This is a genomic window from Falsiroseomonas sp. HW251 (assembly GCF_050563545.1).
Taxonomy (GTDB): Bacteria; Pseudomonadota; Alphaproteobacteria; order Acetobacterales; family Acetobacteraceae; genus Falsiroseomonas.
In genome coordinates this window covers 56,298-80,311 of record NZ_JBNXUM010000001.1, presented here as the reverse complement: position 1 = coordinate 80,311, position 24,014 = coordinate 56,298, and the positions used below count along the sequence as shown (strand labels likewise).

Genomic DNA, 24,014 nt, shown 5'->3' with positions numbered 1-24,014 from the left:
CTGTCGCGGGGGAGGGGTTGGGAGGGGGCCAACCGGGGGCTGTCAGCCCTCGATCTTCGAGAAATCCGCGACGGCGTCCATTGCCGCGCGCAGGCGGGTGAGCAAGCGTAGCCGGTTGGCGCGGAGTTTCGCATCCGGGTCGTTCACGGTCACGCGGTCGAAGAAGGCGTCGAGCGGCGCGCGCAATTCCGCGAGCGCGGCCATCGCCGCCGTGAAGTCCTCGCGCGCCAGCGCGTCGCGCGAGGCGGGCTCGGCGGCGTCGAGCGCGGCGGCGAGCGCCTGCTCCTCCGGCGCGGTCAGCAGCGTGGCGTCCACCAGGCCGGCGTGCGGGCCGTCCTTCTTTTCCTCAATGCGGAGGATGTTGGCCGCGCGCTTGTAGGCGGCGAGGAGGTTGGCGCCGGTGTCGGATTCGACCAGCGCCTTCAGCGCATCGGCGCGGGCGAGGAGGCGCACCAAGTCGTCATCAGTCGCGGTGCCTCCGAAAAAAGCGGCTGTGATGACGTCGTGCCGCGTCCCTTCCGACCGAAGCTGAACCCGAACTCGATCCACGATGAATTCGGCAACACCTCCCGCCAAATGACCTGCGTACTCCTCACTGAACGACGGGTTCTTCGGGTCCGTCTGCCGCAGATGCGCCAGGATCGGCTCGAGCGCTACGACGGAGACGTCGCCCAACGAGAAGCGCAGGCTGTTGTCCTTAACGATCCGGAAGAGGCCCAGAGCTGCGCGCCGGAGAGCGAACGGGTCGCCGCTGCCCGTTGGCCGCTCGTCAACGGCGAAGAATCCGTTCAGCGTATCCAGCTTGTCCGCAAGCGCTACAGTGATAGCGGTTGGCTCAGATGGTACGGCATCGCCGGGGCCGAGTGGCCGGTAATGCAACCCGATTGCCTCCGCGACTCGCGGATCCTCGCCGGCGTGGCGTGCGTAGTAGCGGCCCATCACGCCCTGCAGCTCCGGGAATTCGCCGACCATCCCGCTCGCCAGGTCCGCCTTGCAGAGCAGCGCCGCGCGTTCCGCTAGCGCGCGGTCGGCGCCGACCAGCGGCGCCAGGTGCCCAGCCAGCCGCACCAGGCGCATGACGCGCTGTTCCTGCGTGCCGAGCTTGGCGTGGAACACCGCGTTCGACAGCTTCGGCAGGAAGTCCTCGAGCTTCTGCTTGCGGTCCTGGTCCCAGAAGAAGCGCGCGTCGGACAGCCGTGCGCGCAGCACGCGCTCGTTGCCCGCGACCAGCGCCCTGCCGCCGTCGATCGCGGCGATGTTGGCGACCACGCCGAAGACCGGCGCGGCGCTGCCATCCGGCGTCACCATCGCGAAGTAGCGCTGGTTCACGCGCATCGTCGTGCGCATCAGTTCCGGCGGCAGGTCCATGAAGGCGTCGTCGATGCGGCCGAGCAGCGGCACCGGCCATTCCACCAGGCCCGCGACTTCCTCCAGCAGGCCGCGGTCGGGCACGACCTGCACGCCGTTCGCGGTGGCGAGCGCGTTGAGGCCTTCCTCGATGATCGTCATGCGCTCCGCGGCGTCGAGGATGACGCGCCGGTGGCGCAGCTCAGCCTCGAAGCTCGCGAAGGAGAAGACCGCGACCTCGCCCGGCGCCATGACGCGGTGGCCCTCGGTGAGGTTGGCGCTGTGCAGGCCGTGTGCGTCATCGTCGCCGGCCCGCAGGTCGAAGCGCACGACGTCGCCGTCCAGCAAACACAGGATTCGCTGCAGCGGCCGCACCCAGGTGAAGTCGCTTGTGCCCCAGCGCATCGATTTCGGCCAGGTGAAGCCGCGGATCACGCCGGGCATCGCGCGGGCGATCAGGTCGCGCGCGGTGACGCTCTCGCCGGGCTTGTCGAGCACCCAGAAGCCGCCGCGCTCGACCAGCTGCTCCTTCGCCGCGCCATGCTTCCTGAGGAAGCCGGCGATCGCGGCGTCGGGCGCGCCCACGCGCGGGCCGCGTTCCTCCTTGCCCTCGGTCGTCACGGCCTCGCGCAGCGTCGCGACCAGGCCGATGCGGCGGGGGCCGTGGAAGGGCTTCGGCGCGCCTTCGATGACCGGCGTCAAAGCGGTAGCGACAGCCCGCGACAGGTCCTCCGCCCCACGCGCCTGCATCCGCGCGGGGATCTCCTCACTGAAGAGCTCGAGTAGGAGTTCGGGCATGCGCTACAGCGCCCTCTTCACATTGGTCGCGGCGAAGTCCTCGCCCTTGAACAGCAGCGGCTCGTCCCTCTCGATCGCGAGCGCATAGGCGAAGCAGTCGCCGAGATTGAGCGCGGCCTTGTGCCGCCCCTTGCCGAAGCGGCGCCAGCCGTCGCGGGCGATGCGGGCGGTCTCCGGCGTGATCGGGCAGATCTCGGCGCCGACCTGGGCCAGCAACGTGTCGATCACGTCCGTCGTGTCGGGACCGCTGCGGCCTTCGACCACCATCGTCGCCTCGACCAACGTGGCGGCCGAGATGCGCACCTTCGGCGCATCGACCATCCGGTCGAGAAAGAGGTCCTCCTCCTTTTCGGCGAACAGGATGGCGCAGATGGCAGAGGTGTCGACGATCACTTCGGCAGGCCGCGTTCGTCGTAGAGGTCGGCGTGGTCGCTGGTGCGCAGATGGGGCGGCGTGGACGCCCGCACGCGCTCGCCGAGCGCCTTCAGCGCCTCGATCTTGGCGCGGCGCTCCGCCTCCATGCGCGACAGCTTCTCCTCGAGCGCCGTGATCACGACCTGCGTCTTGCTCTCGCCCGTGAGGGCGGCAAGGCGGGAGACGAGCTCCTCGGCTCTGTCGCTCTTGATGTTCAGCTGGCCCATGGCGCGCCTCCGGTAGAAGACGTGCTCCATATGGTAGAAAGGACGCGCAGCGGCAAGCTCACGCCGCTTTCTCCCCCGCGATCCAGGCCTCGCAGCACCGCTTCGCCAGGGCGCGCACCCGGCCGATATAGGCCTGCCGTTCCGCCACGCTGATCGCGCCGCGGGCGTCGAGCAGGTTGAAGCGGTGCGACGCCTTGATGCACTGGTCATAGGCCGGCAGCGCCAGGCCGCGGTCCACGAGCTGCGCGCATTCGCGCTCGGCATCCGCGAAGTGCTGGAACAGCATCGCGGTGTCGGCGAACTCGAAGTTATGGGCGCTGTACTCGATCTCGGCGCGCTTGAAGACCTCGCCATAGGTCACGCCGCGTCCGTTGAAATCGAGGTCGTACACGTTCTCGACGCCCTGGATGTACATCGCCAAGCGCTCGAGCCCGTAGGTGAGCTCGCAGGAAGGAACCTCGCACGGGATGCCGCCGACCTGCTGGAAATAGGTGAACTGCGTCACCTCCATCCCGTCGCACCAGACCTCCCAGCCCAGGCCCCAGGCGCCGAGCGTCGGGCTTTCCCAGTCGTCCTCGACGAAGCGGATGTCGTGCAGCATCGGGTCGATGCCGAGCGCCCGGTAGCTCTCGATCAACAGCGTCTGCGGGTCGGGCGGGCTCGGCTTCAGGATGACCTGGTACTGATAGTAGTGCTGCAGCCGGTTCGGGTTCTCGCCATAGCGGCCGTCCGCCGGCCGGCGGCTGGGCTGGACATAGGCGGCCGACCACGGCTTCGGGCCCAATGCGCGCAGCGTCGTCGCGGGGTGGAACGTGCCCGCGCCCACCTCCATGTCGTAGGGCTGGAGGATCAGGCAGCCCTGCTCGCTCCAGAAGCGATGCAGGCGCAGGATGATCTCCTGGAAGGAGGGGGGGCGGTCGGGCATGGCTCCTGCGCTCTTGCGGGGGCGTCGCGCCGCGTCGCAATAGACCAGCCGCGCCCGGCGGCCAACTCCGGCCGCCTCGGACCACCCATGACAGGAACGACATGACCGCCGACCCCCGCGCTGCCGCCGAAGCCGTGGTCCGCGCCTATTACGAGGCGTTCAATGCCGGCGACCGTGCCGCGATGTGCGCTCTGCTGGCCGAGGATCTGGCCCATGACGTGAACCAGGGCGGGCGCCGGACGGGCCTGGCGGCCTTCCGGGCCTTCATGGCCCAGATGGACGCGGCCTATGAGGAGCGGCTGGAGGAGGTTGTGGTCATGGCCGACGCCTCCGGCACCCGGGCCGCGGCGGAATTCGTGGTGGCGGGCCGGTACCTGCGCACCGAACCTGGCCTGCCCGCGGCGCGCGGCCAGGCCTATCGCCTGCCGGCAGGGGCATTCCTGGCGATCCGTGATGGCCGGATCGCGCGCATCACAACCTATTACAACCTGCAGGACTGGATCCGGCAGGTCTCGGCATGAGGGAGGACGTCATGGATCGCACGGATTGGGAGGCGGGGCTGGCCCGCGACGGCTTCGCCGCGGCGCTGGACCGGCGGATGGAGGCCGGCCAGGCGGTGCCGGAGCACAGCCATCCCTTCGATGCCCGCCTGCTGATCCTGGACGGCGAGTTCATCCTGACCTGCCAGGGCGAGACAAGGCGCTACGGCCCCGGGGAGAGCTTCGAACTGGCGGCGAACATCCGGCATGCCGAGGCCTTCGGGCCGGCCGGCGCGACCTATCTGGTCGGGCGCCGGGCTCCAGGCTGACCTACAGGCCCAGCCGCGCCCAGGCCGCGCGTTCCTCGGCCGCCGCCAGGATGGCGTCGGCCGACAGGCCCGGCAGCAGGCGCAGCGGCCAGGGCGGGCGGCGGGCGCCGATCACGGCCTGCCGCGCCTTCTCGCCGAAGCGCGCCTTGATCTCGGACGACACCTCGCCGAGGCGGTCGGCCAGGCCGAGTTCGACGGCCTGCCTGCCGGTCCAGAAGCGGCCGGTGAAGAGTTCTGATTCGTCGCCCTTCAGCCTGCCTGCCCGGCGCGTGCGGACCCAAGCCTTGAAGGTCTCGTGCAACGCCGCCAGCAGCCCTTCCAGCCGCATCAGATCCTCGGGCCGCTCGGGACGGAAGGGATCGAGGAAGCTCTTCTCCGTCCCCGCGGTATGCAACCGCCGCTCCACGCCCACCCGCGCCAGCGCGTCCGACAGCCCGAAGCCCGCGCTGATCACGCCGATGGAGCCGAGGATGGAGGCGGGGTCGGCCACGATCTCGTCCGCCGCGCAGGCCAGCCAGTAGCCGCCCGAGGCCGCGGCGTCCTCGACGCAGGCGATCACCGGCACCTTCTTCTCGTCCGCCAGGCGGCGGATGCGCTGCGCCACCAGGCTGGACTGCACGGGCGATCCGCCCGGCGAGTTGATCAGCAGCACCACGCCGGCCAAGCGCTTCAGCGAGAAGGCCCGCTCGATCAGCGGGGCCATGCCCTGGGCGGAGATGCCGGGCGCGGCCAGCGGCCCGCCGCCGCGCGCCGCGATCAAGCCAGTGAGGCGCAGCACCGCAACGACGGGTGGGCGCGACAGGAAGGGGAGCTTCATCCCTTCATAGATGCTGCCGCGGCCTCCCTGGGCAAGTCGCGCCGGCAGGCCCATTCTCCGCGCATCGGAGGAAGAGCATGCAGCGCGTCATCGTCGCCGGTGCCGGTCCGGCGGGCCTGGTCTCGGCCGCCTACCTCGCCGGCGAGGGCATTCCCGTCACCATCGTGGAGCAGGAGCGCGACCTGCCGGACGACCTCCGCGCCTCCACCTTCCACCCGCCGACGCTCGACATGCTCGGCCGCTTCCCCGGCGTGGTGGACCGGCTGATCGAACAGGGGCTGATCTGCCCGACCTGGCAGTTCCGCGACCGCGCGACGGGCCCGATCGCCACCTTCGAGATGGCGCGGCTGAAGGACGACACCGCGCATCCCTACCGCCTGCAATGCGAGCAGTGGCGGCTGACGCGCATGCTGCGCGACATCCTGGCAGAGAACCCGGACGTCACCTTCGTCTACGACGCCAAGGCGACCGAGGTCGCGCAGGATGCGGACGGCGTCACGCTGACGATCGAGCGGCCGGACGGCAGCACGGAGAAGCTGCGGGGCGCGTATCTCATCGGCGCGGACGGCGCGCGGAGCGCGGTTCGGCGCTCCCTTGGCATCGCCTTCGAGGGCATGACGATCCCGGAGACCTACCTCACGCTTTCCACGACCTTCCGCTTCGAGGACCACATCCCGGAGCTCGCCAACATCGCCTACATCTCCGACCCCGAGGAATGGTACGTGCTGCTGCAGGCCGCGGGGCTGTGGCGCGTGCTGCTGCCGACGGCGCCGGAGGAGGCGGCCGACGAATCGCGGATGCTCGCGCCCGACCGGATCGAGCAGCGCATGCAGGGCGTCTGGGCGAATCCCCGCCGTTACGAGGTACGCCACCGCACGGCCTATCGCGTGCATGAGCGCGTGGCGGAGACCTACGCGAAGGGCCGCGTCTTCCTCGCCGGCGATGCCGCGCACATCAACAACCCGCTGGGCGGGATGGGGATGAATGGCGGCGTGCACGACGCCTTCAACCTGGCGAAGAAGCTGACGCAGGTCTGGCGCGGCGCGGACCCCTCGCTGATGGAGCGCTATTCGCGCCAGCGGCGGAAGGTGGCGCTCGACGTCGTGCAGCAGCAGGCGCTGCGGAACCGGCAGCTGCTGAACCAGCGCGACCCGGCGGTGCGCAAGGCGCATCACGACGAGCTCCGCGCAATCGTGGCGGATCCCGTGAAGCACCATGCGTATCTGCTGCGCAGCGCGATGATCCAGTCGCTGCGCGACCTGGAGCAGGTCGCCTGACCCCGGACTATTCGGGCCGGCCGGCAAAGCCGGCCCGCGCGCAGCGGCCGCTTGCCGCCAGGTGCAACAGCGCGTAGGCGCGTAAGGCAAGCGCGCGGAGCGCGCGCCCGCCGTTTGAGGGCTCGAAAAATGTCCGGACACCCCGAAGCCGACATCTACCACCGCCAGGGCATGGGCAACCGCGCTGGCATGGGCGATCGGCCTGCGCTGGTCATCGTGGATTTCGTCAACGGCTTCGCCGATCCCACGCATTTCGGCGGCGGCAACATCGGCCCGGCGATCGGGCAGACCATCGAGCTGCTCGCCTTCGCCCGCGCCAGGGGCTGGCCGGTCGCGCATACCCGCGTGGTCTATGCCGACGACGCGTCGGATGCCGGCGTCTTCACGCTGAAGGCGCCGAGCCTGCTGAAGCTGACCGAGGTCTCGCCGCTGTCGCAGATCGTGCCGGCGCTGACGCCGGTTGCGGGCGAGCACATCGTGCGAAAGCAGGGCGCTTCCGGCTTCTTCGCCACCAACCTCGCGATGTGGCTGACGCAGAAGCGCGCGGACACCGTCGTCGTCGCGGGCTGCACGACCTCGGGCTGCGTGCGCGCGACCGTGGTGGACGCGATGCAGCACAATTTCCGCACCATCGTCGCGACGGATTGCGTCGGCGACCGTGCGCTGGCCCCGCATGAGGCGAACCTCTTCGACATGGGCCAGAAATACGCCGACCTCATGACGCGCGCTGAGATCGAGGCCGTGATTACTGCGGGCTAAGCCACCCCGGCGCCAGCACCCAGATACCATCGCGGCGCGCGATGAGGTCGCGCGCGGGATCGGCGCCCTGCAACGCCGCCTCAAGCGTGCGCGCATCGCCGATCGCATAGAAGGTGCCGGGCTCGTAGTGGCCCTCGGCAAGCTCGGCCAGCACGCGGGCGTTCAGCGCCTCGACCTTCGCGGGATCGAGCCGCGCGAGATAGACCGCGTCCGTCGTCAGACCCAGCGTCGCGGCATAGACCGCGATCTCCTCCCAGTGCCGGGCCTGCATGCCCGTCGGCGCCAGGCGCACGCGCCGGTAGCGCTGCGCGGCCTCTTGCCAGAACGGATCCTGCAGCCGCAGCGGCGCCACCGCGGGGCCGACGGGGAAGTAGCGATCGAGCCGCGCGAAGCCAGGCCGCATGTCCAGGACCTGCACCACGACCAGCACCGCCAGGATCACGCCCGCGCGCTTCGGCCCGAAGGCGCGGATGATGGCGAAGACGGACGCCGCCAGCAGCGTGTAGGCGAAGGGCCAGAGGAAGCGCTCCGACGCCCGCAGCGCATCGAGGATGCGCAGCACGCGCTCTGGGATGTCGAACAGCACGAAGGCCTGCCCGCCGATGGACACGCGGTTGCTGATCGCGAGCGCGAGCATCCCGAGGACGGCAAGCAGCAGCGGCCACCAGGCGCGCAGCCAGGGCCAGGGCCGGCGCAGCCAGGCGAGGCCCGCGATCGCCACGGCGAGCAGCCCGCCGAGCCCGGCATAGGAATGCCCGGTCTCGAGATGGTCGGGCTCCGGCAGGTCCGGCAGGAAGGCGCCCCAGGGCGAGGGGTCGAAAGGTGCGAGCAGGTCGAGCTGCATCCGCCCGTAGCCGCCCCAGGTCCCGCCGAAGCCGCCGGACAGCACGAAGAAGCCGGCGAGCCAGAGGCCGAACACGCCGGCGCCGGGGGCGGCGAGGAGTTCGACGGCCAGGAGCTTGCGGGATGCTGGCGCGCCCCCCTCACCCATCCCTCTCCCCCCTGAGGGGGGAGAGGGTCGAACAAGCCGCGCCAGCCAGTCTGCGCCCCAGAACCCCGCGACCATCGGCAAGAGGTAGGAATGGATCAGCGAGGCCAGCAGGATAAGCCCCGCCCATTGCAGCAGGCGCACCGCGGGCCGCGCGCGCGTCAGGCACAGATACAGCGCGATCAGCAGCAGGAAATGCGCCCCGAGCGCGAAATGCCCGCCGAGGCGGTTCAGCATGGTCGGCGACAGCGCGAACAGCGCGGCGCCGGCGAGGCGCGGCAGCGGATGCGGCGTCGCCAGCCCGATGATTTTCCACGCCATGAAGGCCTGCAGCGCGCCGCAGGCGAAGAGCCACATCCCCCAGTATTGCGAGACCTCGAGAACGGAGTGCAGCGCCTTGAAGGCGAGGGCGAGCAGCGGGATCGAATCGGAATAGAAGACGGAGGAGCCGATCTCGAGCCCCCAATCGGGGTTCAGCCCCGGCGGCCAGGTCCAGGGCGCGCGCTTGAAGAAGGTGTAGCCCAGCCAGTACTGCACGGGATCGGGGCCGATCGTGCCGGTGAGCATCCAGCCCGTGTGGGACGGCGGGAGGACGTGGAGGCCGAAGGTCCAGGCGATGACGGCGGCGCCGATCAGGGCGGCGAGGAGGGCGTAGAGGCTGGAGGACAGCGCCGCCCCCACCCAACCCTCCCCCGCACGCGGGGGAGGGCGGCTCCCTCCCCCGCTTGCGGGGGAGGGATGGGGTGGGGGCGGCGGAACCGCCCTCACACGACCTGGTTGAACAGCGCCGTCTCGCCGCGGCGGAGTCTCGCCAGGTTCTCCTCCATCAGATCCAGCACGTTGTCCTCGTATGACCGTGTCTCGCCGCCGGTGTGCGGCGTGACCAGCACGTTCGGCATGGTCCAGAGCGGGCTTTCCGGCTTCAGCGGCTCCTCGGCCGTGACGTCGATGCCGGCCTGGCCGACCTGGCCGGATTGCAGGGCGGCGATCAGCGCGGCCTCGTCGCAGACGCGCCCGCGCGCGACGTTGACCAGCGCGGCGCCCGGCTTCATCGCGGCGAAGGCGGCCTCGTCCATCAGGCCGCGCGTCTCCTCGGTCAGGGCGCAGGTCAGCGCGACGTAATCCGCGCGCGGCAGATGCTGCCTCAGCGCCGACATCGGATGGATCTCGTCGGCGCCCTCGGCGCCCTTTGCGGGATCCCGGCGCAGGCCGACGACCTTCATGCCGAAGGCCTTGGCCAGCCGCGCGAGCCGTCCGCCGATCCGCCCGATTCCGACCACCAGCAGCGTCTTGCCGCCGAGCTCGTCCTCGCGACGCGTCAGATCGCCGATCATGCCGCGCCAGTGCCGGCGCGCCTGGTTGTCGCGGGCCTCGGGGATGCGGCGGGCCAGCGCCAGGATCAGCGCAATCGCGTGCTCGCTGACGGCATTCGCGTTGGCGCCCTGCGCCGAGGCCAGGCGGATTCCGGCGGCGGCCAGCGCGGCCTTGTCGTACTGGTCCACGCCCGCGCTGATGGACTGGATGAAGCGCAGCCGCGCGCCCGGCACAGCGAAGTGGTTGCGCCACAGGCCAGAGACCAGCAGGACGTCGGCCTCCGGCAGCTTCGCCTCCATCTCCTCGGGGCTGCGGGCCTCCAGCACCGGCAGGCTGCCGCCGCGCGCGGCGTAGCGCTCGGCGAAGCGGTAGGCGACGTGGGCGAAAAGCAGGGTCGGGCGTTCGGGCAGCATGGGCAGGCTCCGTGTCAGCCGCGCGCGAGCAGCGCGCGAGCGAGGCGGTCGAATTCAGCGATGGACAGCGTCTCCGCCCGGCGCGCGCCGTCAATCCCCGCCGCCGCGAGAAGCCCTTCCGCGTCTCCCAGGGACTTCAGTGCACCGCGCAGCATCTTGCGCCGCTGGCCGAAGGCCGCCGCGGTCAGCCGCTCCATCGTCGCGAACAGCGCCGCGCCGGGATCCTGCTCGTGCGGCACTAGGCCGACCACGGCGGACCAGACCTTGGGCGGCGGGGAGAAGGCGCCGGGCGGCAGGGTCAGCAGCAGCGTGCAGCGGCAGCGCCACTGCGCCAGCACGCCGAGTCGCCCGTACATCTCCGTGTCCGGCGCAGCCGTGATGCGCTCGGCCACCTCCTGCTGGAACATCAGCGTCATCGACTCCAGCGCCGCCGCGCCGCGCAGCCATCCCACCAGCAGGGGCGTCGCGACGTTGTAGGGCAGGTTCGCCACCACCTTGCGCGGCGCGGGGAGCGCGTCGGCGGGGTCCACGCGCAGCGCGTCCTCCTCCCGTACGGTCAGCCGGCCCGGATGGATGGCGGCGAGTTCGGCCAGCGCGGCGACCGCACGGCGGTCCAGCTCGACAGCCAGCACCTGCTCGGCCGGCGTCGCCAGCAGCGCGCGGGTCAGCCCGCCGGGCCCGGGGCCGACCTCCAGCACGTGCCGCCCCTCCATCGGCCCGGCCGCGGCGGCGATGCGCTTGCAGAGCGCGGGATCGAGCAGGAAATGCTGGCCGAGCGACTTCCGCGCATCCAGCCCATGCCGCGCGACGGTGTCGCGCAGCGACGGGAGAGGGTCGGTCACCTCGCGGACGCCGCGCCAGCGGCGCGGCGCGCCGAAGCGCTCAACTGTTCCTCATCTGGATCTGGGCGCGGCGGCGCAGCTCGCGCTGGGTCTGGCGCGATAGCAGCTCGGCGCGGTCGCGGATGATGGCGTTTCGCGCGATGGCCGGGGTGATCTCGGCCTCGTTCCGGCGCTCCCGCGAGCAGACCATGATCAGCGCGACGCCGTCGGGGGCGACAATCGGCTCGCTCGACGTGTTGAGCGGCTGGGTGGCGACGAGCTCGCGCAGCGGCGGCGGGTTCATGCTTTCCAGCCGCAGCTCGCCGCCGGGATCGGCGGGGCGGTCGCTGCCGCCGGCCCGCGCATTCGCCTCCATCTGCGCGCAGCTGCGCACGGAAGCCGCAACGGCGCGCGCGCGCTCCACCTGCTGGACCTGCTGCGCCGTCGGCTGCGTCGGGTTCAGCGGCGTCGAGAAGGGGAAGAAGATCTGGCGCAGCGTGACGAAGGTCGCGAGGTCGCGACCGACCTCGCGCCGCTGGCGCAGCGCCACGATCTGGAAGCCGCCGGGGACGCGGATGGCGCCGCTGATCGCGCCGGGCGGCATCTGGGTGACGACGCGCCCGACCTCGGGCGCCAGCGCCTCCGGCCCGACCCAGCCGAGGTCGCCGCCGGACAGCGCGGTCTGCGACTGGCTGAACTGCGTCGCGGCCACGGGGAAGGGGACGCCCTGGCGGAGCTGGCTGACGACGTCCTCGACGAAGCGGCGGACCTCCGGCTCGTCGGCGGGGTTGTCCACGGGGATGAAGATCTCGGAAACCAGGAATTCCGGCTGGCCGGTGCGGGCGCGCTGGGTCTGCAGGTATTCGTTGATCTCGGCTTCGCTGGGGTTGGCCTGGTTGCCGAGCAGGGCGCGGACCAGCCTCGACCAGCCGATCTGCACGCGGAGCTGGTCGTACAGCACGCGCGGCTCCACCCCCGCGCGGCGGAGCTGCGCGACCAGGCCGCCCTGGCCCATGTTGTTGCGGCTCTCGATCTGCTGGATCGCCTCGGCGATGTCGGTGTCGGTGACGACGAGGCGCCGGCGCTGGACCTCCTGCAGACGCAGCTTCTCGTCGATCAGCAGCCGCGTGACCTGCGGGGTCAGGCGGTTGAGGATCTCGGGCGAGGCCGGCAGGCCGGCATTGATCGCGAAGAGCCGCCGGCGGCCCTCGATGTCGGCGAGGGTGACGACGTCGCCATTGACCACCGCGACAATGCGGTTGGTCTGCGCCAAGGCGCCTTGCCCGCCAGGCAGGGCGAGGGCGATGAGGAAGGCGAGCACGGCCAGGGCGCGGGCGAGGAGGCGCATGGCCATTTGTTAGGCGGAGCCCGGCCCGGAGGGAAGGGGCGCCCCGGCCCGGAACCGAAGCCCCGCCATCCTACAGGGCGCGGATGCCGAAATCGCCGATCGTCTTCAGCGTCACCCGCAGCAGCAGGATCGTCCCGCCGGCATAGGGCTGGTTGGTGCTGGGGTCCTCCGCCCAGCTGCGGCGGTAGCGCGCCTCGAAGACCAGGCACTCGTCCTCGTAGACCAGGGAGGCGAAGGCGCTGGCCGGGGTGCCGGCCTGGATGTCGTAGCGGCCGAAGCCGCCGATCCGCCAGTTCTCGTTGATGCGCAGGCTGCCGCCGAGCCCGATCTCGTTGCGCTGGGGATAGCTGTTGTTCGCCGCGGCCGGGGCGAAGAGGTAGCCGGCGGTGACCGAATAGCCCGTGCCGAACAGCGTGGACGACAGGTCCCAGAGCTGCGGCTGCCAGCTTTCGTTGTCGAGCCGGGCGCGGCCGAGCACCTCGAACCACGGCACCGGCGCCAGCCGCACGCGGCCGACATAGTCGCTCGTCTTGCCCTGCAGGCCGGAATTGACGGGGAACTGGTCCTGGACCGAGGTCCGCCAGGACTGGCCGAACAGCCCCTCGAGCTGGCCGCCATTCGGGAACAGCCAGGCGCCGCGGAGCGCGGCGTCCATGCGCGTGCCGCCTTCCTGGCGGTCGCGGCCGGCGAAGCGGTTGAGCTCGAAGAGGTTGGCGTCAGTGAAGTCGAAGTTCAGGCTGTCCTCGGCCGGGATGTTCGCTTGGGTGCCCATGGCCGGGCCGGTGACGAACTGCACCCGGGGCTCCAGGATGTGGCTGCCCCACTCGCCGGCCGGGCGCATCAGCGGCCAGCGCACATCGAGCGCGGCGCGGGCATTGCCCATGGTCCAGCCGCCGCCGGTGTCGGGGCTGAAGAAGGGCGCCTGGTTCAGGTTCTCGCTCGACCCCGCGAGAAGGTCGGCGCGGCCCCTGATGGTGTAGACCTCGCCGAAGCGGCCGTAGAGCGGGAGCTCGTAGCTCGCCCGCGTGGCGATGCGGCGGGAATCCGTGCCTTCCCGGCGGAACAGCGAATAGGCCTGGCTGTCCAGGGTGAGCTGCCCGCCCCAGCTGTCGGGCCGGAAGGCCCATTCGGCATAGCCATAGGGCAGCACGAAGGGAATGTTCGACGTGCCGGTGGTGTTCAGCACGTTCTGGTAGAGGCGCGAGTCGAGCCGCGCATAGCCCTGCCCGCCCCAGAAGCCCTCGACGAAGCCGGTGGAGGTCAGGGTCTGCGGCGCGTTGTAGCGGAAGGCGCGGAGGTAGTCGCGCGAGGAGGCGCGGTTGATCGCCAGGCCCGTCCGCCAGTTCTCGTCCAGCGCGAAGAGGCTGTTGGAGAAGAAGTGGTAGCCCCAGCCCTGGTTGCCGTCGGTCTTGGCGTCGGAGGAGCCGAGATAGCCGAAGGACCCGTCCAGCGACAGCGCGCCCGAATTGAAGCGCCGGCGGTAGGTCAGGCCGAGATTGCCCGATTCGCTCGTGCCGATCTGCGCGTGCAGCAGCGCGTCGGAGCTGTCGTCGATCGCCCAGTAATAGGGCTGCGACCAGAAGGCGCCGAGCAGCTTGGTCAGGCCGAAGCTCGGCGAGAGGAAGCCCGAGACGCGCGGCGCGCCCGGCGCGGCATGGCTGAGATAGGGCGTCCAGAGCAGCGGCAGGCCGCCGAATTCCAGCGCGGCGTCGCGGTAGCGCACGCGCTGCTCGTCGGCATGCAGGCTCGCGATGCGCGCGCGCAGCTGCCAGAGCGGCGGTCGGTCGGGGTCCTCGGGGCAGGTGTTGCAGGGCGAATAGACCACGCGGGAGAGGTCGGTGATCCGCCCGTCGGTGCGCCGCCCGCCCGCCGCAGCGACGCGGGCGTTCGACGCGAGCAGTCCGCGCAGCCCTTCCAGCGTCGCATCGCGCATGCCGCCCGACAGCTCCGCGCGCTCGGCGAAGAGCACGCTGCCATCGGGCTCGATCATCACGACGTTGCCGTCGGCGGTCGCGACGCCGGTCTCGCGGTTGTAGGTGAAGCGGTCGGCGCGCAGCACGCGCATGCCCTGCCAGGCCTCGACGCGGCCCGACGCGGTCACGACGCCGGTGTTCTGGTCGTAGCTGACATCCTCGGCGGTGAAGGTGACGGGCTCGTTGGACGATGGGCCGCCGAAGCCCGGCAGGCCGGACTGCGCCATAGCCGGCGCGGCCGCCAGCAGCACGCACAGCAGCGGCAGGATGCGGGACAGGACCACGCGCATCAGGCCTGCATCCCCATCCACTCTCCCCCTTACCCCTGCACGGCGCAACGCGCGTCGCAACTCACGTCCACGGGCGTCACCCGTCCTCGAGATGCAGCAGCAACGCCAGCGCCAGCAGCAGCCCCGCGACAGTTGGCGCCCAGGCCGCCAGCACCACCGGCAGCGACCCCGCCTCGCCGAATTCGTCGGCCACCCGGTCCACCACGAAGAGCGCGAAGCCCGCCGCGACCCCCGCCGCGATCATCTGCGCCACGCCCCCCCGGCGGTTATGCCGCATGGAGAAGCCCGCGGCCAGCAGCGACATCGCGAGGGCGAGGACCGGGAGCGCCAGCAGGGACTGGAACTGGATGCGGTGGCGCACGGCGGAGAAGCCGGCTTCCTCCAGCACCGCGATGAAGCCAGGCAGGGACCAGAAGCCCAGCGTCTCGGGCGAGGCGAAGCTGTCCTCGATGCGCCCGGGCGTGAGCTCGGTCGGCAGCAGGATCTGCCGTGGCGGCGCGGGGCGGCGGTCCGCGCCGAAGGCGACCGCGTCGTCCAGCACCCATCTCCCGTCCTCGAGCCGGGCGCGCGGCGCCTCGATCCGCGCGAGCGCGGTGTCGGCGCCGGACAAGCGCCAGACCGTGGCATCCTGCAGCTCGAACCGCGGCAGGCGGCGCGGGTCGCGGTCGCGCGCGGCGGCGGGACGACCGGCGAGCACCGCGACGCCCTGCGGGTCGAGCTCGTGGTCGGCCTGGCGCAGCCAGAGCCGCCCGCCGGCCAGCGAGGACAGCCCGCCGCCGGTGCGCAGGAATGTCTGATCCAGCCGCTCGGCGCGCGCCAGCATCATGGACGACAGCGGCGAGACGCCGGTCACCGCGATGATGCCGATCAGCATCGCCACCGCGCAGGGCCCGGTCAGGAACCCCCAGGCCGAGACGCCGGCCGCGCGCGCCACGATCAGCTCCGACGACCGCGTCAGCCGCCAGAACGCGACGATGCCGCCGAGCAGGATGGAGAAGGGCAGGATCTGCAGTGAGACGAAGGGCAGGCGGAGTGCCGCGATGGTGGCGGGGATGTCGAAGCCGACATCCGGCCGGCTCGCCGCGCGGCGCAGCAGTTCCAGGAAGTCGAACAGCGCGACGAGGCCGGTCAGCGCCGCCAGCATGATCATCGTCGCGGCGAGGAAGCCGCGCGCGACATAGAGCGTCAGCGTGGGCGTCAGCGTCATCGCCGCCTCATGCCGATGCCGGCCTCGGCCGCGGCCGCGGCAGGCCCGGCGCGCCGACCATCCACCAGAAGGCAACCACGCCGGGCGCGATGGCATGCAACCAGATCAGCCACACGAAGTCGTTGTCGCGCGTGGCAAGGTTGCCGGTGGTCAGCCCGAGCGCCAGCAGCCCGACCGTGATCCCGATCCCGGTCGCGAGCCGGAGGCCACCGCCATGCCGGCGAAACTGGCCGGTCAGCGCGACCGCGAGCCCGACCAGCGCATAAGTCAGCGCGGTGAGCGGCGCGGTCATGCGCTGATGCGCCTCGCCGTAGAAGCGCGCGATCTCGCGCGGGCGGAGCCCTTCCTCGGGGTCGGGATCCAGCAGCTCGGGGATGCTGCGTTCCCGCGAATCGCGCGAGCGCACTTCCTCCTGCCGGGTGGCGCGGGCGAGGTCCACGCTGTTCTCCGCGAAGCTCAGCACATTCAGGCGTGGCGGCTGGCCGGGCGGGCGTTCCAGCTGCTGGCGCGTGCCGTTAAGGAGCACGACGCGCGGCCCCTGCGGCGTGGAGGTGATGCGCCCGCTCTCCGCGATGATGGTGACGGGGCCGCCGGATTCGCGGGTGTCGTGCACCAGGATGCCGCGCAGCGTGCCGTCGCGGTCGCGCGCGCGGGCATAGACCGTGAGGTCGCTGCCGACGGAGGAGAAGACGCCTTCCTGCAGCAGGATCGCGGCCATCTGGTTGCGGATCTCGAACTGCCAGAGCCGGAAGGCGCCGTGCGACAGCGGCACGAGCCAGAGGTTGAGGAAGTAGCCGACGCCGACGGCGACGAGCGCGATCATGATCCCCGGCCTGGCGAGCCGCGCGGGGGAGAGGCCGGTCGCGCGCATCACGACGAGCTCGCGGTCGGAGTTCATGCGGACGTAGATGAAGAGCACGACGACGAAGGTCGTGATCGGCAGGATCACCGCGACGAAGCCCGGCAGCATCAGGCTGGTGAGCTCGAGGAACACAAGGAAGGACAGGCCGCGGTCCAGCACGAGCTCGATGAAGCGGAGCGACTGCGTGAGCCAGACCAGCGCGGCCAGGCCCGCGGTGACGGCGAGCAGGCCGCCGGCCAATTGGCGCAGGATGTAGCGATCGATGCGCGTCATGGTGCGCGCCCCTCTTCCCTCTCCACCCGCAGGGGCGGGAGGGTCAGGGTGGGGGGGGCGTGCAGAATGCGCGGCACACGCCCGCATCGAGCGCTGCGCGCCCCCCCCTCACCCATCCCTAGCCTCCGCGTTGTCGGCTGAAGCCGACCTCTCCGGCGCCGACGCAGTGCGTCGGCCCCCCCTCCGGGGGGAGAGGGTTTGAAATTAGCGGGGAGAGTGCGTTCCGGACGCGACGGGAGCGCGCTCAGGGCAGCACCTTGCCCGGATTCATCAGGCCCTTCGGATCGAGCGCCGCCTTGATCGCGCGCATCGCCGCAAGCTCCGCGCCGCCGCGCCACTCCGCCATCATGTCGGTCTTCAGCCGCCCGATGCCATGCTCCGCGCTGAAGCTGCCGTCGAGGTCGCGGACCACCGCGTTCACGCAATCCATGATGTCGTGGCTGCGCGCGAGGAATTCGGCGGGATCCATCCCCTCGGGCTGCTCGAGGTTCATGTGGATGTTGCCGTCGCCGATATGGCCAAAGGGCACGGGACGGCTGCCGGGGATCAGCGCCTGCAGCGCGGCCGAGCAGCGGCGGATCATCTCCGGCACCTTGGACACAGGGACCGAGACGTCGTTCTTCACGCTGGCGCCCTCGCGCTTCTGCGCCTCCGGGTGTTCCTCGCGGATGCGCCAGAGCTTCTTCGCGGCGGCGTCGGAGTCCGCGATGGTGGCGTCCAGCACCTCGCTCGCTTCCAGTGCTTCCTCCAGCACGGACTCCGCCATCCCGCGCAGCCCCGCATCCCCGCGGGGCGAGGCGAGGTCCACGAGGACGTAGTGGTCCGCGCGCTCGGACAGGGGCAGGGTCACGCCCTCGATGTGGCGCACCGCGAAATCCACGCCCTGGCCGGACATGTACTCGAAGGCGCGCACCGCGCTCTCGTCGCGGTCGCGGAAGCGCCGGAACAGCGCGAGCGCCGCGTCCTCGTCCGCCACCGCGCAGAAGGCGAGCGCCGTGTCGCGCGGGCGCGGGAACAGCCGCAGCACGGCGGCCGTGACGATGCCGAGCGTTCCCTCCGCGCCGACGAATAGATGCCGCAGCGCATAGCCCGTGTTGTCCTTGCGCAGCCGCCTGAGCCCGTTCCAGACGGACCCGTCGGGCAGCACCACCTCGAGCCCGAGCATCAATTCGCGCGCGTTGCCGTAGCGCACCGTGGTGTTGCCGCCGGCATTGGTGGAGAGCACGCCGCCGATCGTCGCCGTGCCCTCGGCGCCCAGCGACAGCGGGAAGAGAGCGCCGGCCTGCTCGGCCGCGTCCTGCGCGGCCTTCAGCACGAGCCCCGCGTCGGCCGTCATGGTCATGTCGGTCACGTCGAGGTCGCGGAGGCGGTTCATGCGCGTCAGCGCGACAACGACGGCCCGGCCGGATTCATCGGGCGTGGCGCCGGCGACCATGGAGGTGTTGCCGCCCTGGGGGACTACCGGCACGCCGGCCTCGGCGCAGAGACGCACCACGCCGGCGACCTCTGCGGTCGAGGCGGGGCGGACGACGGCCGGGCTCGAGCCCTGGAAGAGGTTGCGCCAGTCCACGAGGTGCGGGGCGATATCGGCGGGGTCCGTCAGCAGGCCGCGCGGGCCGAGCAGCGCGGAAAGCCGGTCGAGCAGGTCGGAGGGCAAGGCGTCGGGCATGACGGGGTCGTATAGCCCGGGCGAGGGAAAGGGGGGAGGGCGGGAAGGCATTGGAACCCTCTCCGCCCGCAGGGGAGAGAGGGCAGGGTGAGGGGGGCGACGACGAACAGGAACGCGTGACCCGTCCTGCGCTTCCCCCTCACCCAACCCTCTCCCCCATGAGCGGGGGAGAGGGCTATTCGGTCACCCCGCCAGCGGGTGATGCGCCTCCACCAGCTTGCGCAGCCGCTCCTCCAGCACCTTGGTGTAGATCTGCGTCGTCGCGATGTCGGCATGCCCCAGCAGCATCTGCAGGCTCCGCAGATCCGCGCCCCGCCCCAGCAGATGCGTCGCAAAGGAGTGCCGCAGGACATGCGGGCTGACCCGATCGGGGTCGAGCCCCGCCGCGATCGCAGCGTCCTTCAGCACCACGCCCACCGCCTGGCGCGTGATGTGCCCGCCCGCCGCCCGGGACGGGAACAGCCAGCGCGAGGGCTTCGCCGGCGTCCCCCGCGCCGCCAGCGCGGCCTCCCGCGCCCGGGACGAGATCGGGACCAGCCGCTCCTTCGACCCCTTGCCCATCACCGCGACCAGCGGCGCGTCGGCCCGCAGCGCTCCGGCCGGCAGCGAGACCAGCTCGCTGACGCGCAGGCCGCTCACATACAGAAGCTCCACCAGCGCCACCGCGAGCGGCCCGCGCTTTCCCGGCAGGGTGGCCGCGCCGGCGATCAGCTGCTCGACCTCGGGCTCCGACAAGGCCTTGGGGAGGGAGGCCGGCAGGCGGGGGCTTTCCGTGAGTTCCGTCGGGTCGTCCGGCCGCACCCCCTCCCGCGCGAGGAAGCGGAAGAACTGGCGCATCGCCGACAGGCGCCGCGCCGCGGTCCGCGCCGACAGCCCGCCGGCCGACAGCCCGTGCAGATAGGACCGCACGATCTCCGGCCCCGCCTCGGCCGGACCCAGGCCGCGCATCCGCGCATGCACCGCGAAATCCTCGAGGTCCGCCTGGTAGGCGGCCAGCGTATTGCGCGCCGCGCCGCGCTCGGCCGCCAGCATCTCGAGGAAGGAATCGACGTGGCGGTCGCTCAATTGCGCGGCGCGAAGCGCTCCGCCGGGATCGCCCGCTCGGTCGCCTGCGGCGTCACCGAGGGCGGGAAGGCGCCGAGCGCCAGCAGGCCGAGCACGATCACCCCCGCCACGACGGCGACCAGCAGCAGGACGGGGTTGCGGAACATCGGCGGGGCGGATCCTCGGGCGGCCGGCGCTGTGCTAGCCTTCGCCATCGTGTCACGCAACACTGCCCTGATGGCCGATCCGGCTCCGTCGTCCGAACGCCCCGACGCCGCGCCCCCGCATGACCGCCCCCTGGGGCGCGCGGTGGTGCTCGTCGGCATGCCGGGCTCCGGCAAATCCTCCATCGGTCGGCGGCTCGCCGGCCGGCTCGGCCTGCCCTTCGCCGATGCCGACGCCGAGATCGAGGCCGCGGCCGGCCTGCCCATCACGGAGATCTTCAGCCGCTACGGGGAGCCGCATTTCCGCGACGGCGAGCGCCGGGTGATCCAGCGCCTGCTGGCCGGCCCGCCTCTCGTGCTGGCCACCGGCGGCGGCGCCTTCGCCGACACCCGCACGCGGGCCGCCATCCGCGGCTCCGGCGCGCTCTCGGTCTGGCTGCGCTGCGGCATGCCGACGCTGCTGCGCCGCGTGGCGGGGCGCGAGCACCGCCCGATGTTCCTCAACGCCGACCCGAAGGAGGTGCTGGAGCGGCTGACCGCGACCCGCCACCCGCTGTTCGCCGAGGCCGATATCATCGTGGACTGCACGGACGAGCCGCCGGAGATCACGACGCGCCGCGTGCAGGAGGCGCTGGAGGCGCATCGCGAGCCCCGGCGCCTGGCGGTGGGCCTCGGCGAGCGCGCCTATGACATCGTGGTCGGCGAGTCGCTGCTGTCCCGCGCCGGCGCGCTGCTGGCCCCCGTGCTGCCGGCGCGGCGCGTCGCGGTGATCTCCGACGAGACCGTCGCCGCGATCCACCTGCCCGCGCTGCGGGCCGGGCTGGGCCAGGCCGGTTTCGGCGTGGTGGCGGAGCACATCGTCCCGCCGGGCGAACAGACGAAGTGCTTCGCGGAACTGCAACGCGCGCTCGAGGCGATGCTGGGCGCGGGGGCGGACCGGCGGACAGCGGTTGTGGCGCTCGGCGGCGGCGTGGTCGGCGACCTCGCGGGCTTCGCCGCGGCCTCTGCGCTGCGCGGCCTGCCCTTCGTGCAGATCCCCACCACGCTGCTGGCCCAGGTCGACAGCAGCGTTGGCGGGAAGACCGGGATCAACCTCGCGCTCGGCAAGAACCTGGTCGGCGCCTTCCACCAGCCGCGCATCGTGCTGGCCGATACGACGGCGCTCGCGACCCTGCCGCCGCGGGAGCTGCGCGCGGGCTGGGCGGAGGTCGCCAAGCACGGGCTCATCGCCGGCGAGGAATTCTGGGAGTGGTGCGAGGGCGCAGGCGCGCGCGCCGTCGCCGGCGACCCGCAGGCGCTGGCGCATGCGGTGTTGGAATCCTGCAGGCTGAAATCCGCCGTCGTCGCGGCCGACGAGCGCGAGGAGAGCGAGGAGGGCGGCCGCGCGCTGCTCAATCTCGGCCACACCTTCGGCCACGCGCTGGAAGCGGAGTTCGGCTATGGCGCGCTGCTGCACGGAGAGGCGGTCGCGGTCGGCCTCGGCCTGGCGGCCTCGCTATCGGCCAGGCTGGGGTACTGCTCGCAGGAATGGCCGACGCGGGTGATCTCCCACCTGCAGGCGGTGGGGCTGCCGGCGCGCATCGGCGACCTGCCGCGGGTGCCCTCGGCCGAGCGGCTGGTCCAGCGCATGCGCAAGGACAAGAAGGCGCGCGACGGGGCGCTGCGCTTCGTGCTGCTGAAGGCCCCCGGTGCCTGCTTCACCGCGGGCGACGTCCCGCCCGAGCAGGTGGACCGCCTGCTGCGCGACGAGGGTTGCTCGGCCTGATCGCGTCGGCGCGGGCCACCGCGCGGGAAACAATTGAAACCTGGGGCGAAACGGAACCCCCGGGTTTGTAACAGCCACAACATCGTCGTGAAGGACGCCCCTGGCACAACGGTTCCAGCAGAACCGAAAACCAGGGAGACTTCCAATGTCCTACACCATGAAATTCCTGACCGCTGGCAACGACAGCTTTGCGGATGGCAACGCCGGCAAGGTCTGGTGGGTGTATGGCGGAGCCGGCAACGACACGGTCAACACCAATGACGGTGGCGCAGACACCGTGGACGGCGGCGGCAATGCCGACTTGCTGACGGGTGACCTGCATGACGTGCTGATCGGCGGCGGCGGCATGGACACGCTGCAGGGCGGCGGGCAGATGCTCGGCGGCGCCGGCGACGACACCTATTTCGTCCATATCGATGCGAACTCCAACCCGCTCTGGCAGCGGGTGGGCGAGGCCGCGAATGCGGGCATTGACACGATCCGCCTCTCGTCCTGGACGACGCAGAGCTTCTCCATCCCCGTCAACATCGAGAACCTCACGGTCGAAGGCACCCTGAACAACATGGGCCTCTGGATCGTAGGCACCGACGTCGCGAACCAGGTGGCGGGCGGCGCCGGCGGCGACACGATCGAGGGCAACGGCGGCAACGACCACCTCCGCGGCGAGGAAGGCAACGACTTCCTGCTCGGCGGCGACGGCCAGGACCAGATCTACGGCGGCGCGGGCGCGGACACGATGTCCGGCGGCGCGGGCAACGATACGCTGGATGGCGACATGTACGAGGTCGGTGCCGGCGCCGACGTCATGCGGGGCGGGGCGGGCAACGACTCCTACATCGTCGCCCAGGGCGACGTCGTGGTGGAGCTGGCCGGCGAGGGCTACGACAAGGTCAAGACCTCCGTCGCGAACTACACGATGACCGACTTCGTGGAGGAACTGCAGTATGTCGGTGCGGCTCCTGCGACGATCGCAGGCAGCGCGCAGGCCAATACGATCAACCTCGACTACGCCACGGGCTCGAGCTCGGTCTTCGGCGCTGCCGGGGCGGACACCATCACCACCTATTCCGGCAACGATACCGTCGATGGCGGCACCGGGGGCGACCGGATCTCCACCGGGCAGGGCAACGACAAGGTCACGGGCGGCGACGGCTACGACTGGATCGACGGCGGAGACGGCAACAACACGCTCGACGGCCAGTGGGGCAACGACACGCTGATCGCGGGCACCGGCAACGACAGCCTGTCCGGTGGCACGGCGAACGACTTCATGTCCGGCGGCATCGGCGCGGACACGCTGCTCGGGCAGGACGGGCTGGATCGCCTCAGCGGAGGTCGGCACAACGACATGCTCCGCGGCGGCGAGGGCGCCGACACCGTCTACGGGGATACGTGGGGCACCGACCTCGATGCGCCCGGCGACATCGGCAACGACACCCTGTTCGGTGAGAACGGCAATGACATGCTGCATGGCGGCGGCGGCAACGACCTGCTGATCGGCGGCGCGGGCGCGGACACGATGAATGGCGGGGAGGGCTACGACTTCTTCATCTACCAGAGCGTGCTGCACAGCAGCCTCTACGCCTCGGACGTGATCGAAGGCTTCCAGACCAGCCAGGACGTCATCAACCTCACCGCCATCGATGCGGATGGCGGCTACGGGACGCGGAACTCCTTCGCCTATGTCGGCGACGCCCCGCAGGGCATCGCGGGCCAGCTCTGGATCACCTACGATGCCGGCAACTCCTACATCTTCGGTGACGTGAACGGCGATGGCACGGCCGAGATGAGGATCGCGGTGATGGGCGCGACGGTGACCGACGCCAACATCCTGCTCTGACGCACCGCTCGCCGGGCCGCCCCCCGCCGCTGGCATCGCGGCGGGGGGCGTGCCAGTTATGGGCCTGCTGCGCCGCAACATCGCCAGGGCACCATGCCGCTGACCTCGCCCGCCCCCCGCCGGAAGCTCCATCGCCGGCTGATCGAGATGAACGGCTACCACCGCGACGACGGCCTCTTCGACATCGAGGCCTGGCTCGAGGACACCAAGACCTACGGCTTCGACAACCAGGACCGCGGCCGGATCGAGGCCGGGGAGCCGCTGCACGGGATGTGGCTGCGCCTGACCGTCGGCGAGGACATGGTGATCCGCTCCTGCGAGGCGTCGTCGGACTTCACGCCCTTCGCGATCTGCCCGCGCGCCGCGCCGAACTTCGCCGCGCTGGCCGGCGTGCCGATCGGCCCGGGCTTCAGCCGCGCGGTGAGGGAGAGGGTCGGCGGCGCGGTGGGCTGCACCCATCTGCGGGAGCTCCTGGCCCAGATGGCCACGGTCGCGTTCCAGACCATTGGCCCGGTGCGCTGGCGCCAGGCGCGCGAGGCGCGGGAGGCCGCGATCGCCCGCGGCGAGACCCCGCCGCCATCCCGGCGCGCCATCCCGATCGGAACCTGCCTGGCCTATGCGGCGGACAGCCCGGTGGTGAAGCGCCTGAAGGACGAGGCGGGGGAGTAGGC

The 24,014-nt window shown here is 71.4% G+C and carries 22 protein-coding genes; 7 read left to right on the top strand and 15 right to left on the bottom strand.

The features are described from left to right. Nucleotides 1-42: 42 nt before the first annotated feature. Genes glyS through ACLF3M_RS00385 form a run of 4 tightly spaced genes read right to left on the bottom strand, consistent with a single transcriptional unit; the run spans nt 43 to nt 3,711 of the window. Entirely contained in the window at nt 43-2,145 is a 2,103-nt protein-coding gene (glyS, locus tag ACLF3M_RS00400; RefSeq protein ID WP_430654850.1) for a glycine--tRNA ligase subunit beta, read from the bottom strand. 3 nt (nt 2,146-2,148) lie between these two features. Next, a complete protein-coding gene (locus ACLF3M_RS00395) occupies nt 2,149-2,538 on the bottom strand; it encodes a type II toxin-antitoxin system VapC family toxin (protein WP_430654849.1) in 390 nt (129 codons plus the stop codon). Further along, nucleotides 2,535-2,786, bottom strand: coding sequence for a type II toxin-antitoxin system VapB family antitoxin (locus tag ACLF3M_RS00390; RefSeq protein ID WP_430654848.1), 252 nt, complete (start codon nt 2,784-2,786; stop codon nt 2,535-2,537). The genes ACLF3M_RS00395 and ACLF3M_RS00390 overlap by 4 nt, the downstream gene beginning before the upstream one ends. Nucleotides 2,787-2,844: 58 nt before the next feature. After that, entirely contained in the window at nt 2,845-3,711 is an 867-nt protein-coding gene (locus ACLF3M_RS00385) for a glycine--tRNA ligase subunit alpha (protein WP_430654847.1), read from the bottom strand. 101 nt (nt 3,712-3,812) lie between these two features. Between ACLF3M_RS00385 and ACLF3M_RS00380 the strand changes: the two genes are divergently transcribed. Both ACLF3M_RS00380 and ACLF3M_RS00375 read left to right on the top strand, forming a co-directional pair. Next, nucleotides 3,813-4,232: a ketosteroid isomerase-related protein gene (locus tag ACLF3M_RS00380; protein WP_430654846.1), complete on the top strand. Its 420-nt coding sequence runs from the start codon at nt 3,813-3,815 to the stop codon at nt 4,230-4,232. An 11-nt stretch (nt 4,233-4,243) separates the two neighbouring features. Continuing rightward, nucleotides 4,244-4,519 carry a cupin domain-containing protein gene (locus tag ACLF3M_RS00375; RefSeq protein WP_430654845.1) on the top strand — a complete coding sequence of 92 codons (276 nt, stop codon included), beginning with the start codon at nt 4,244-4,246 and terminating at the stop codon, nt 4,517-4,519. Between the two features lies 1 nt (nt 4,520). Here ACLF3M_RS00375 and ACLF3M_RS00370 read toward each other — a convergent pair whose 3' ends face one another. Next, a complete protein-coding gene (locus ACLF3M_RS00370) occupies nt 4,521-5,336 on the bottom strand; it encodes a S49 family peptidase (RefSeq protein ID WP_430654844.1) in 816 nt (271 codons plus the stop codon). Nucleotides 5,337-5,413: 77 nt separating this feature from the next. On the opposite strand from ACLF3M_RS00370, the gene ACLF3M_RS00365 reads away from it, so the two are divergent. Both ACLF3M_RS00365 and ACLF3M_RS00360 read left to right on the top strand, forming a co-directional pair. Beyond that, nucleotides 5,414-6,613 (top strand): FAD-dependent oxidoreductase, encoded by a 1,200-nt coding sequence (locus tag ACLF3M_RS00365; protein ID WP_430654843.1) that lies wholly within the window; start codon nt 5,414-5,416, stop codon nt 6,611-6,613. A gap of 129 nt (nt 6,614-6,742) precedes the next feature. Then, on the top strand, nt 6,743-7,372 hold the full coding sequence (locus ACLF3M_RS00360) for an isochorismatase family protein (RefSeq protein WP_430654842.1): 630 nt from the start codon (nt 6,743-6,745) through the stop codon (nt 7,370-7,372). Here the strand turns inward: ACLF3M_RS00360 and ACLF3M_RS00355 are convergent. The 10 genes from ACLF3M_RS00355 to ACLF3M_RS00310 form a co-directional block, all read right to left on the bottom strand. Next, complete coding sequence (locus tag ACLF3M_RS00355) at nt 7,359-9,041, bottom strand: DUF6311 domain-containing protein (RefSeq protein WP_430654841.1); 1,683 nt, start codon at nt 9,039-9,041, stop codon at nt 7,359-7,361. The genes ACLF3M_RS00360 and ACLF3M_RS00355 overlap by 14 nt on opposite strands. Before the next feature lie 83 nt (nt 9,042-9,124). Further along, complete coding sequence (locus tag ACLF3M_RS00350; RefSeq protein WP_430654840.1) at nt 9,125-10,087, bottom strand: D-2-hydroxyacid dehydrogenase; 963 nt, start codon at nt 10,085-10,087, stop codon at nt 9,125-9,127. 14 nt (nt 10,088-10,101) lie between these two features. Next, a complete protein-coding gene (rsmA, locus tag ACLF3M_RS00345; RefSeq protein WP_430654839.1) occupies nt 10,102-10,929 on the bottom strand; it encodes a 16S rRNA (adenine(1518)-N(6)/adenine(1519)-N(6))-dimethyltransferase RsmA in 828 nt (275 codons plus the stop codon). 40 nt (nt 10,930-10,969) lie between these two features. Continuing rightward, on the bottom strand, nt 10,970-12,256 hold the full coding sequence (locus ACLF3M_RS00340) for a peptidylprolyl isomerase (protein ID WP_430654838.1): 1,287 nt from the start codon (nt 12,254-12,256) through the stop codon (nt 10,970-10,972). Nucleotides 12,257-12,326: 70 nt separating this feature from the next. Next, complete coding sequence (locus ACLF3M_RS00335; protein ID WP_430654837.1) at nt 12,327-14,519, bottom strand: LPS-assembly protein LptD; 2,193 nt, start codon at nt 14,517-14,519, stop codon at nt 12,327-12,329. Nucleotides 14,520-14,595: 76 nt separating this feature from the next. Further along, on the bottom strand, nt 14,596-15,726 hold the full coding sequence (lptG, locus tag ACLF3M_RS00330) for an LPS export ABC transporter permease LptG (RefSeq protein WP_430654836.1): 1,131 nt from the start codon (nt 15,724-15,726) through the stop codon (nt 14,596-14,598). 7 nt (nt 15,727-15,733) lie between these two features. Next, complete coding sequence (gene lptF / locus ACLF3M_RS00325; protein ID WP_430654835.1) at nt 15,734-16,861, bottom strand: LPS export ABC transporter permease LptF; 1,128 nt, start codon at nt 16,859-16,861, stop codon at nt 15,734-15,736. Nucleotides 16,862-17,105: 244 nt separating this feature from the next. Then, on the bottom strand, nt 17,106-18,530 hold the full coding sequence (locus tag ACLF3M_RS00320; protein ID WP_430654834.1) for an FAD-binding oxidoreductase: 1,425 nt from the start codon (nt 18,528-18,530) through the stop codon (nt 17,106-17,108). 183 nt (nt 18,531-18,713) lie between these two features. Beyond that, nucleotides 18,714-19,595 (bottom strand): site-specific tyrosine recombinase XerD, encoded by an 882-nt coding sequence (locus tag ACLF3M_RS00315; RefSeq protein WP_430654833.1) that lies wholly within the window; start codon nt 19,593-19,595, stop codon nt 18,714-18,716. Next, a complete protein-coding gene (locus ACLF3M_RS00310) occupies nt 19,592-19,741 on the bottom strand; it encodes a hypothetical protein (RefSeq protein ID WP_430654832.1) in 150 nt (49 codons plus the stop codon). Before ACLF3M_RS00310 ends, ACLF3M_RS00315 begins: the two co-directional genes overlap by 4 nt. Before the next feature lie 70 nt (nt 19,742-19,811). Between ACLF3M_RS00310 and aroB the strand changes: the two genes are divergently transcribed. The 3 genes from aroB (at nt 19,812) to ACLF3M_RS00295 (ending at nt 24,012) form a co-directional block, all read left to right on the top strand. Continuing rightward, a complete protein-coding gene (gene aroB / locus ACLF3M_RS00305; protein ID WP_430654831.1) occupies nt 19,812-21,503 on the top strand; it encodes a 3-dehydroquinate synthase in 1,692 nt (563 codons plus the stop codon). A gap of 145 nt (nt 21,504-21,648) precedes the next feature. Further along, nucleotides 21,649-23,343, top strand: coding sequence for a calcium-binding protein (locus ACLF3M_RS00300; protein WP_430654830.1), 1,695 nt, complete (start codon nt 21,649-21,651; stop codon nt 23,341-23,343). Between the two features lie 93 nt (nt 23,344-23,436). Beyond that, a complete protein-coding gene (locus ACLF3M_RS00295; RefSeq protein WP_430654829.1) occupies nt 23,437-24,012 on the top strand; it encodes a DUF2889 domain-containing protein in 576 nt (191 codons plus the stop codon). Nucleotides 24,013-24,014 lie beyond the last annotated feature (2 nt).

Excerpts from the sequence above, each read along its gene's own strand:
- glyS (WP_430654850.1), bottom strand. The coding sequence starts at position 2,145 with ATGCCCGAACTCCTACTCGAGCTCTTCAGTGAGGAGATCCCCGCGCGG.
- ACLF3M_RS00390 (WP_430654848.1), bottom strand. The coding sequence starts at position 2,786 with ATGGGCCAGCTGAACATCAAGAGCGACAGAGCCGAGGAGCTCGTCTCC.
- ACLF3M_RS00385 (WP_430654847.1), bottom strand. The coding sequence starts at position 3,711 with ATGCCCGACCGCCCCCCCTCCTTCCAGGAGATCATCCTGCGCCTGCAT.
- ACLF3M_RS00380 (WP_430654846.1), top strand. The coding sequence starts at position 3,813 with ATGACCGCCGACCCCCGCGCTGCCGCCGAAGCCGTGGTCCGCGCCTAT.
- ACLF3M_RS00375 (WP_430654845.1), top strand. The coding sequence starts at position 4,244 with ATGGATCGCACGGATTGGGAGGCGGGGCTGGCCCGCGACGGCTTCGCC.
- ACLF3M_RS00370 (WP_430654844.1), bottom strand. The coding sequence starts at position 5,336 with ATGAAGCTCCCCTTCCTGTCGCGCCCACCCGTCGTTGCGGTGCTGCGC.
- ACLF3M_RS00365 (WP_430654843.1), top strand. The coding sequence starts at position 5,414 with ATGCAGCGCGTCATCGTCGCCGGTGCCGGTCCGGCGGGCCTGGTCTCG.
- ACLF3M_RS00360 (WP_430654842.1), top strand. The coding sequence starts at position 6,743 with ATGTCCGGACACCCCGAAGCCGACATCTACCACCGCCAGGGCATGGGC.
- ACLF3M_RS00350 (WP_430654840.1), bottom strand. The coding sequence starts at position 10,087 with ATGCTGCCCGAACGCCCGACCCTGCTTTTCGCCCACGTCGCCTACCGC.
- ACLF3M_RS00340 (WP_430654838.1), bottom strand. The coding sequence starts at position 12,256 with ATGCGCCTCCTCGCCCGCGCCCTGGCCGTGCTCGCCTTCCTCATCGCC.
- ACLF3M_RS00335 (WP_430654837.1), bottom strand. The coding sequence starts at position 14,519 with ATGCGCGTGGTCCTGTCCCGCATCCTGCCGCTGCTGTGCGTGCTGCTG.
- lptG (WP_430654836.1), bottom strand. The coding sequence starts at position 15,726 with ATGACGCTGACGCCCACGCTGACGCTCTATGTCGCGCGCGGCTTCCTC.
- lptF (WP_430654835.1), bottom strand. The coding sequence starts at position 16,861 with ATGACGCGCATCGATCGCTACATCCTGCGCCAATTGGCCGGCGGCCTG.
- ACLF3M_RS00320 (WP_430654834.1), bottom strand. The coding sequence starts at position 18,530 with ATGCCCGACGCCTTGCCCTCCGACCTGCTCGACCGGCTTTCCGCGCTG.
- ACLF3M_RS00310 (WP_430654832.1), bottom strand. The coding sequence starts at position 19,741 with ATGTTCCGCAACCCCGTCCTGCTGCTGGTCGCCGTCGTGGCGGGGGTG.
- aroB (WP_430654831.1), top strand. The coding sequence starts at position 19,812 with ATGGCCGATCCGGCTCCGTCGTCCGAACGCCCCGACGCCGCGCCCCCG.
- ACLF3M_RS00300 (WP_430654830.1), top strand. The coding sequence starts at position 21,649 with ATGTCCTACACCATGAAATTCCTGACCGCTGGCAACGACAGCTTTGCG.
- ACLF3M_RS00295 (WP_430654829.1), top strand. The coding sequence starts at position 23,437 with ATGCCGCTGACCTCGCCCGCCCCCCGCCGGAAGCTCCATCGCCGGCTG.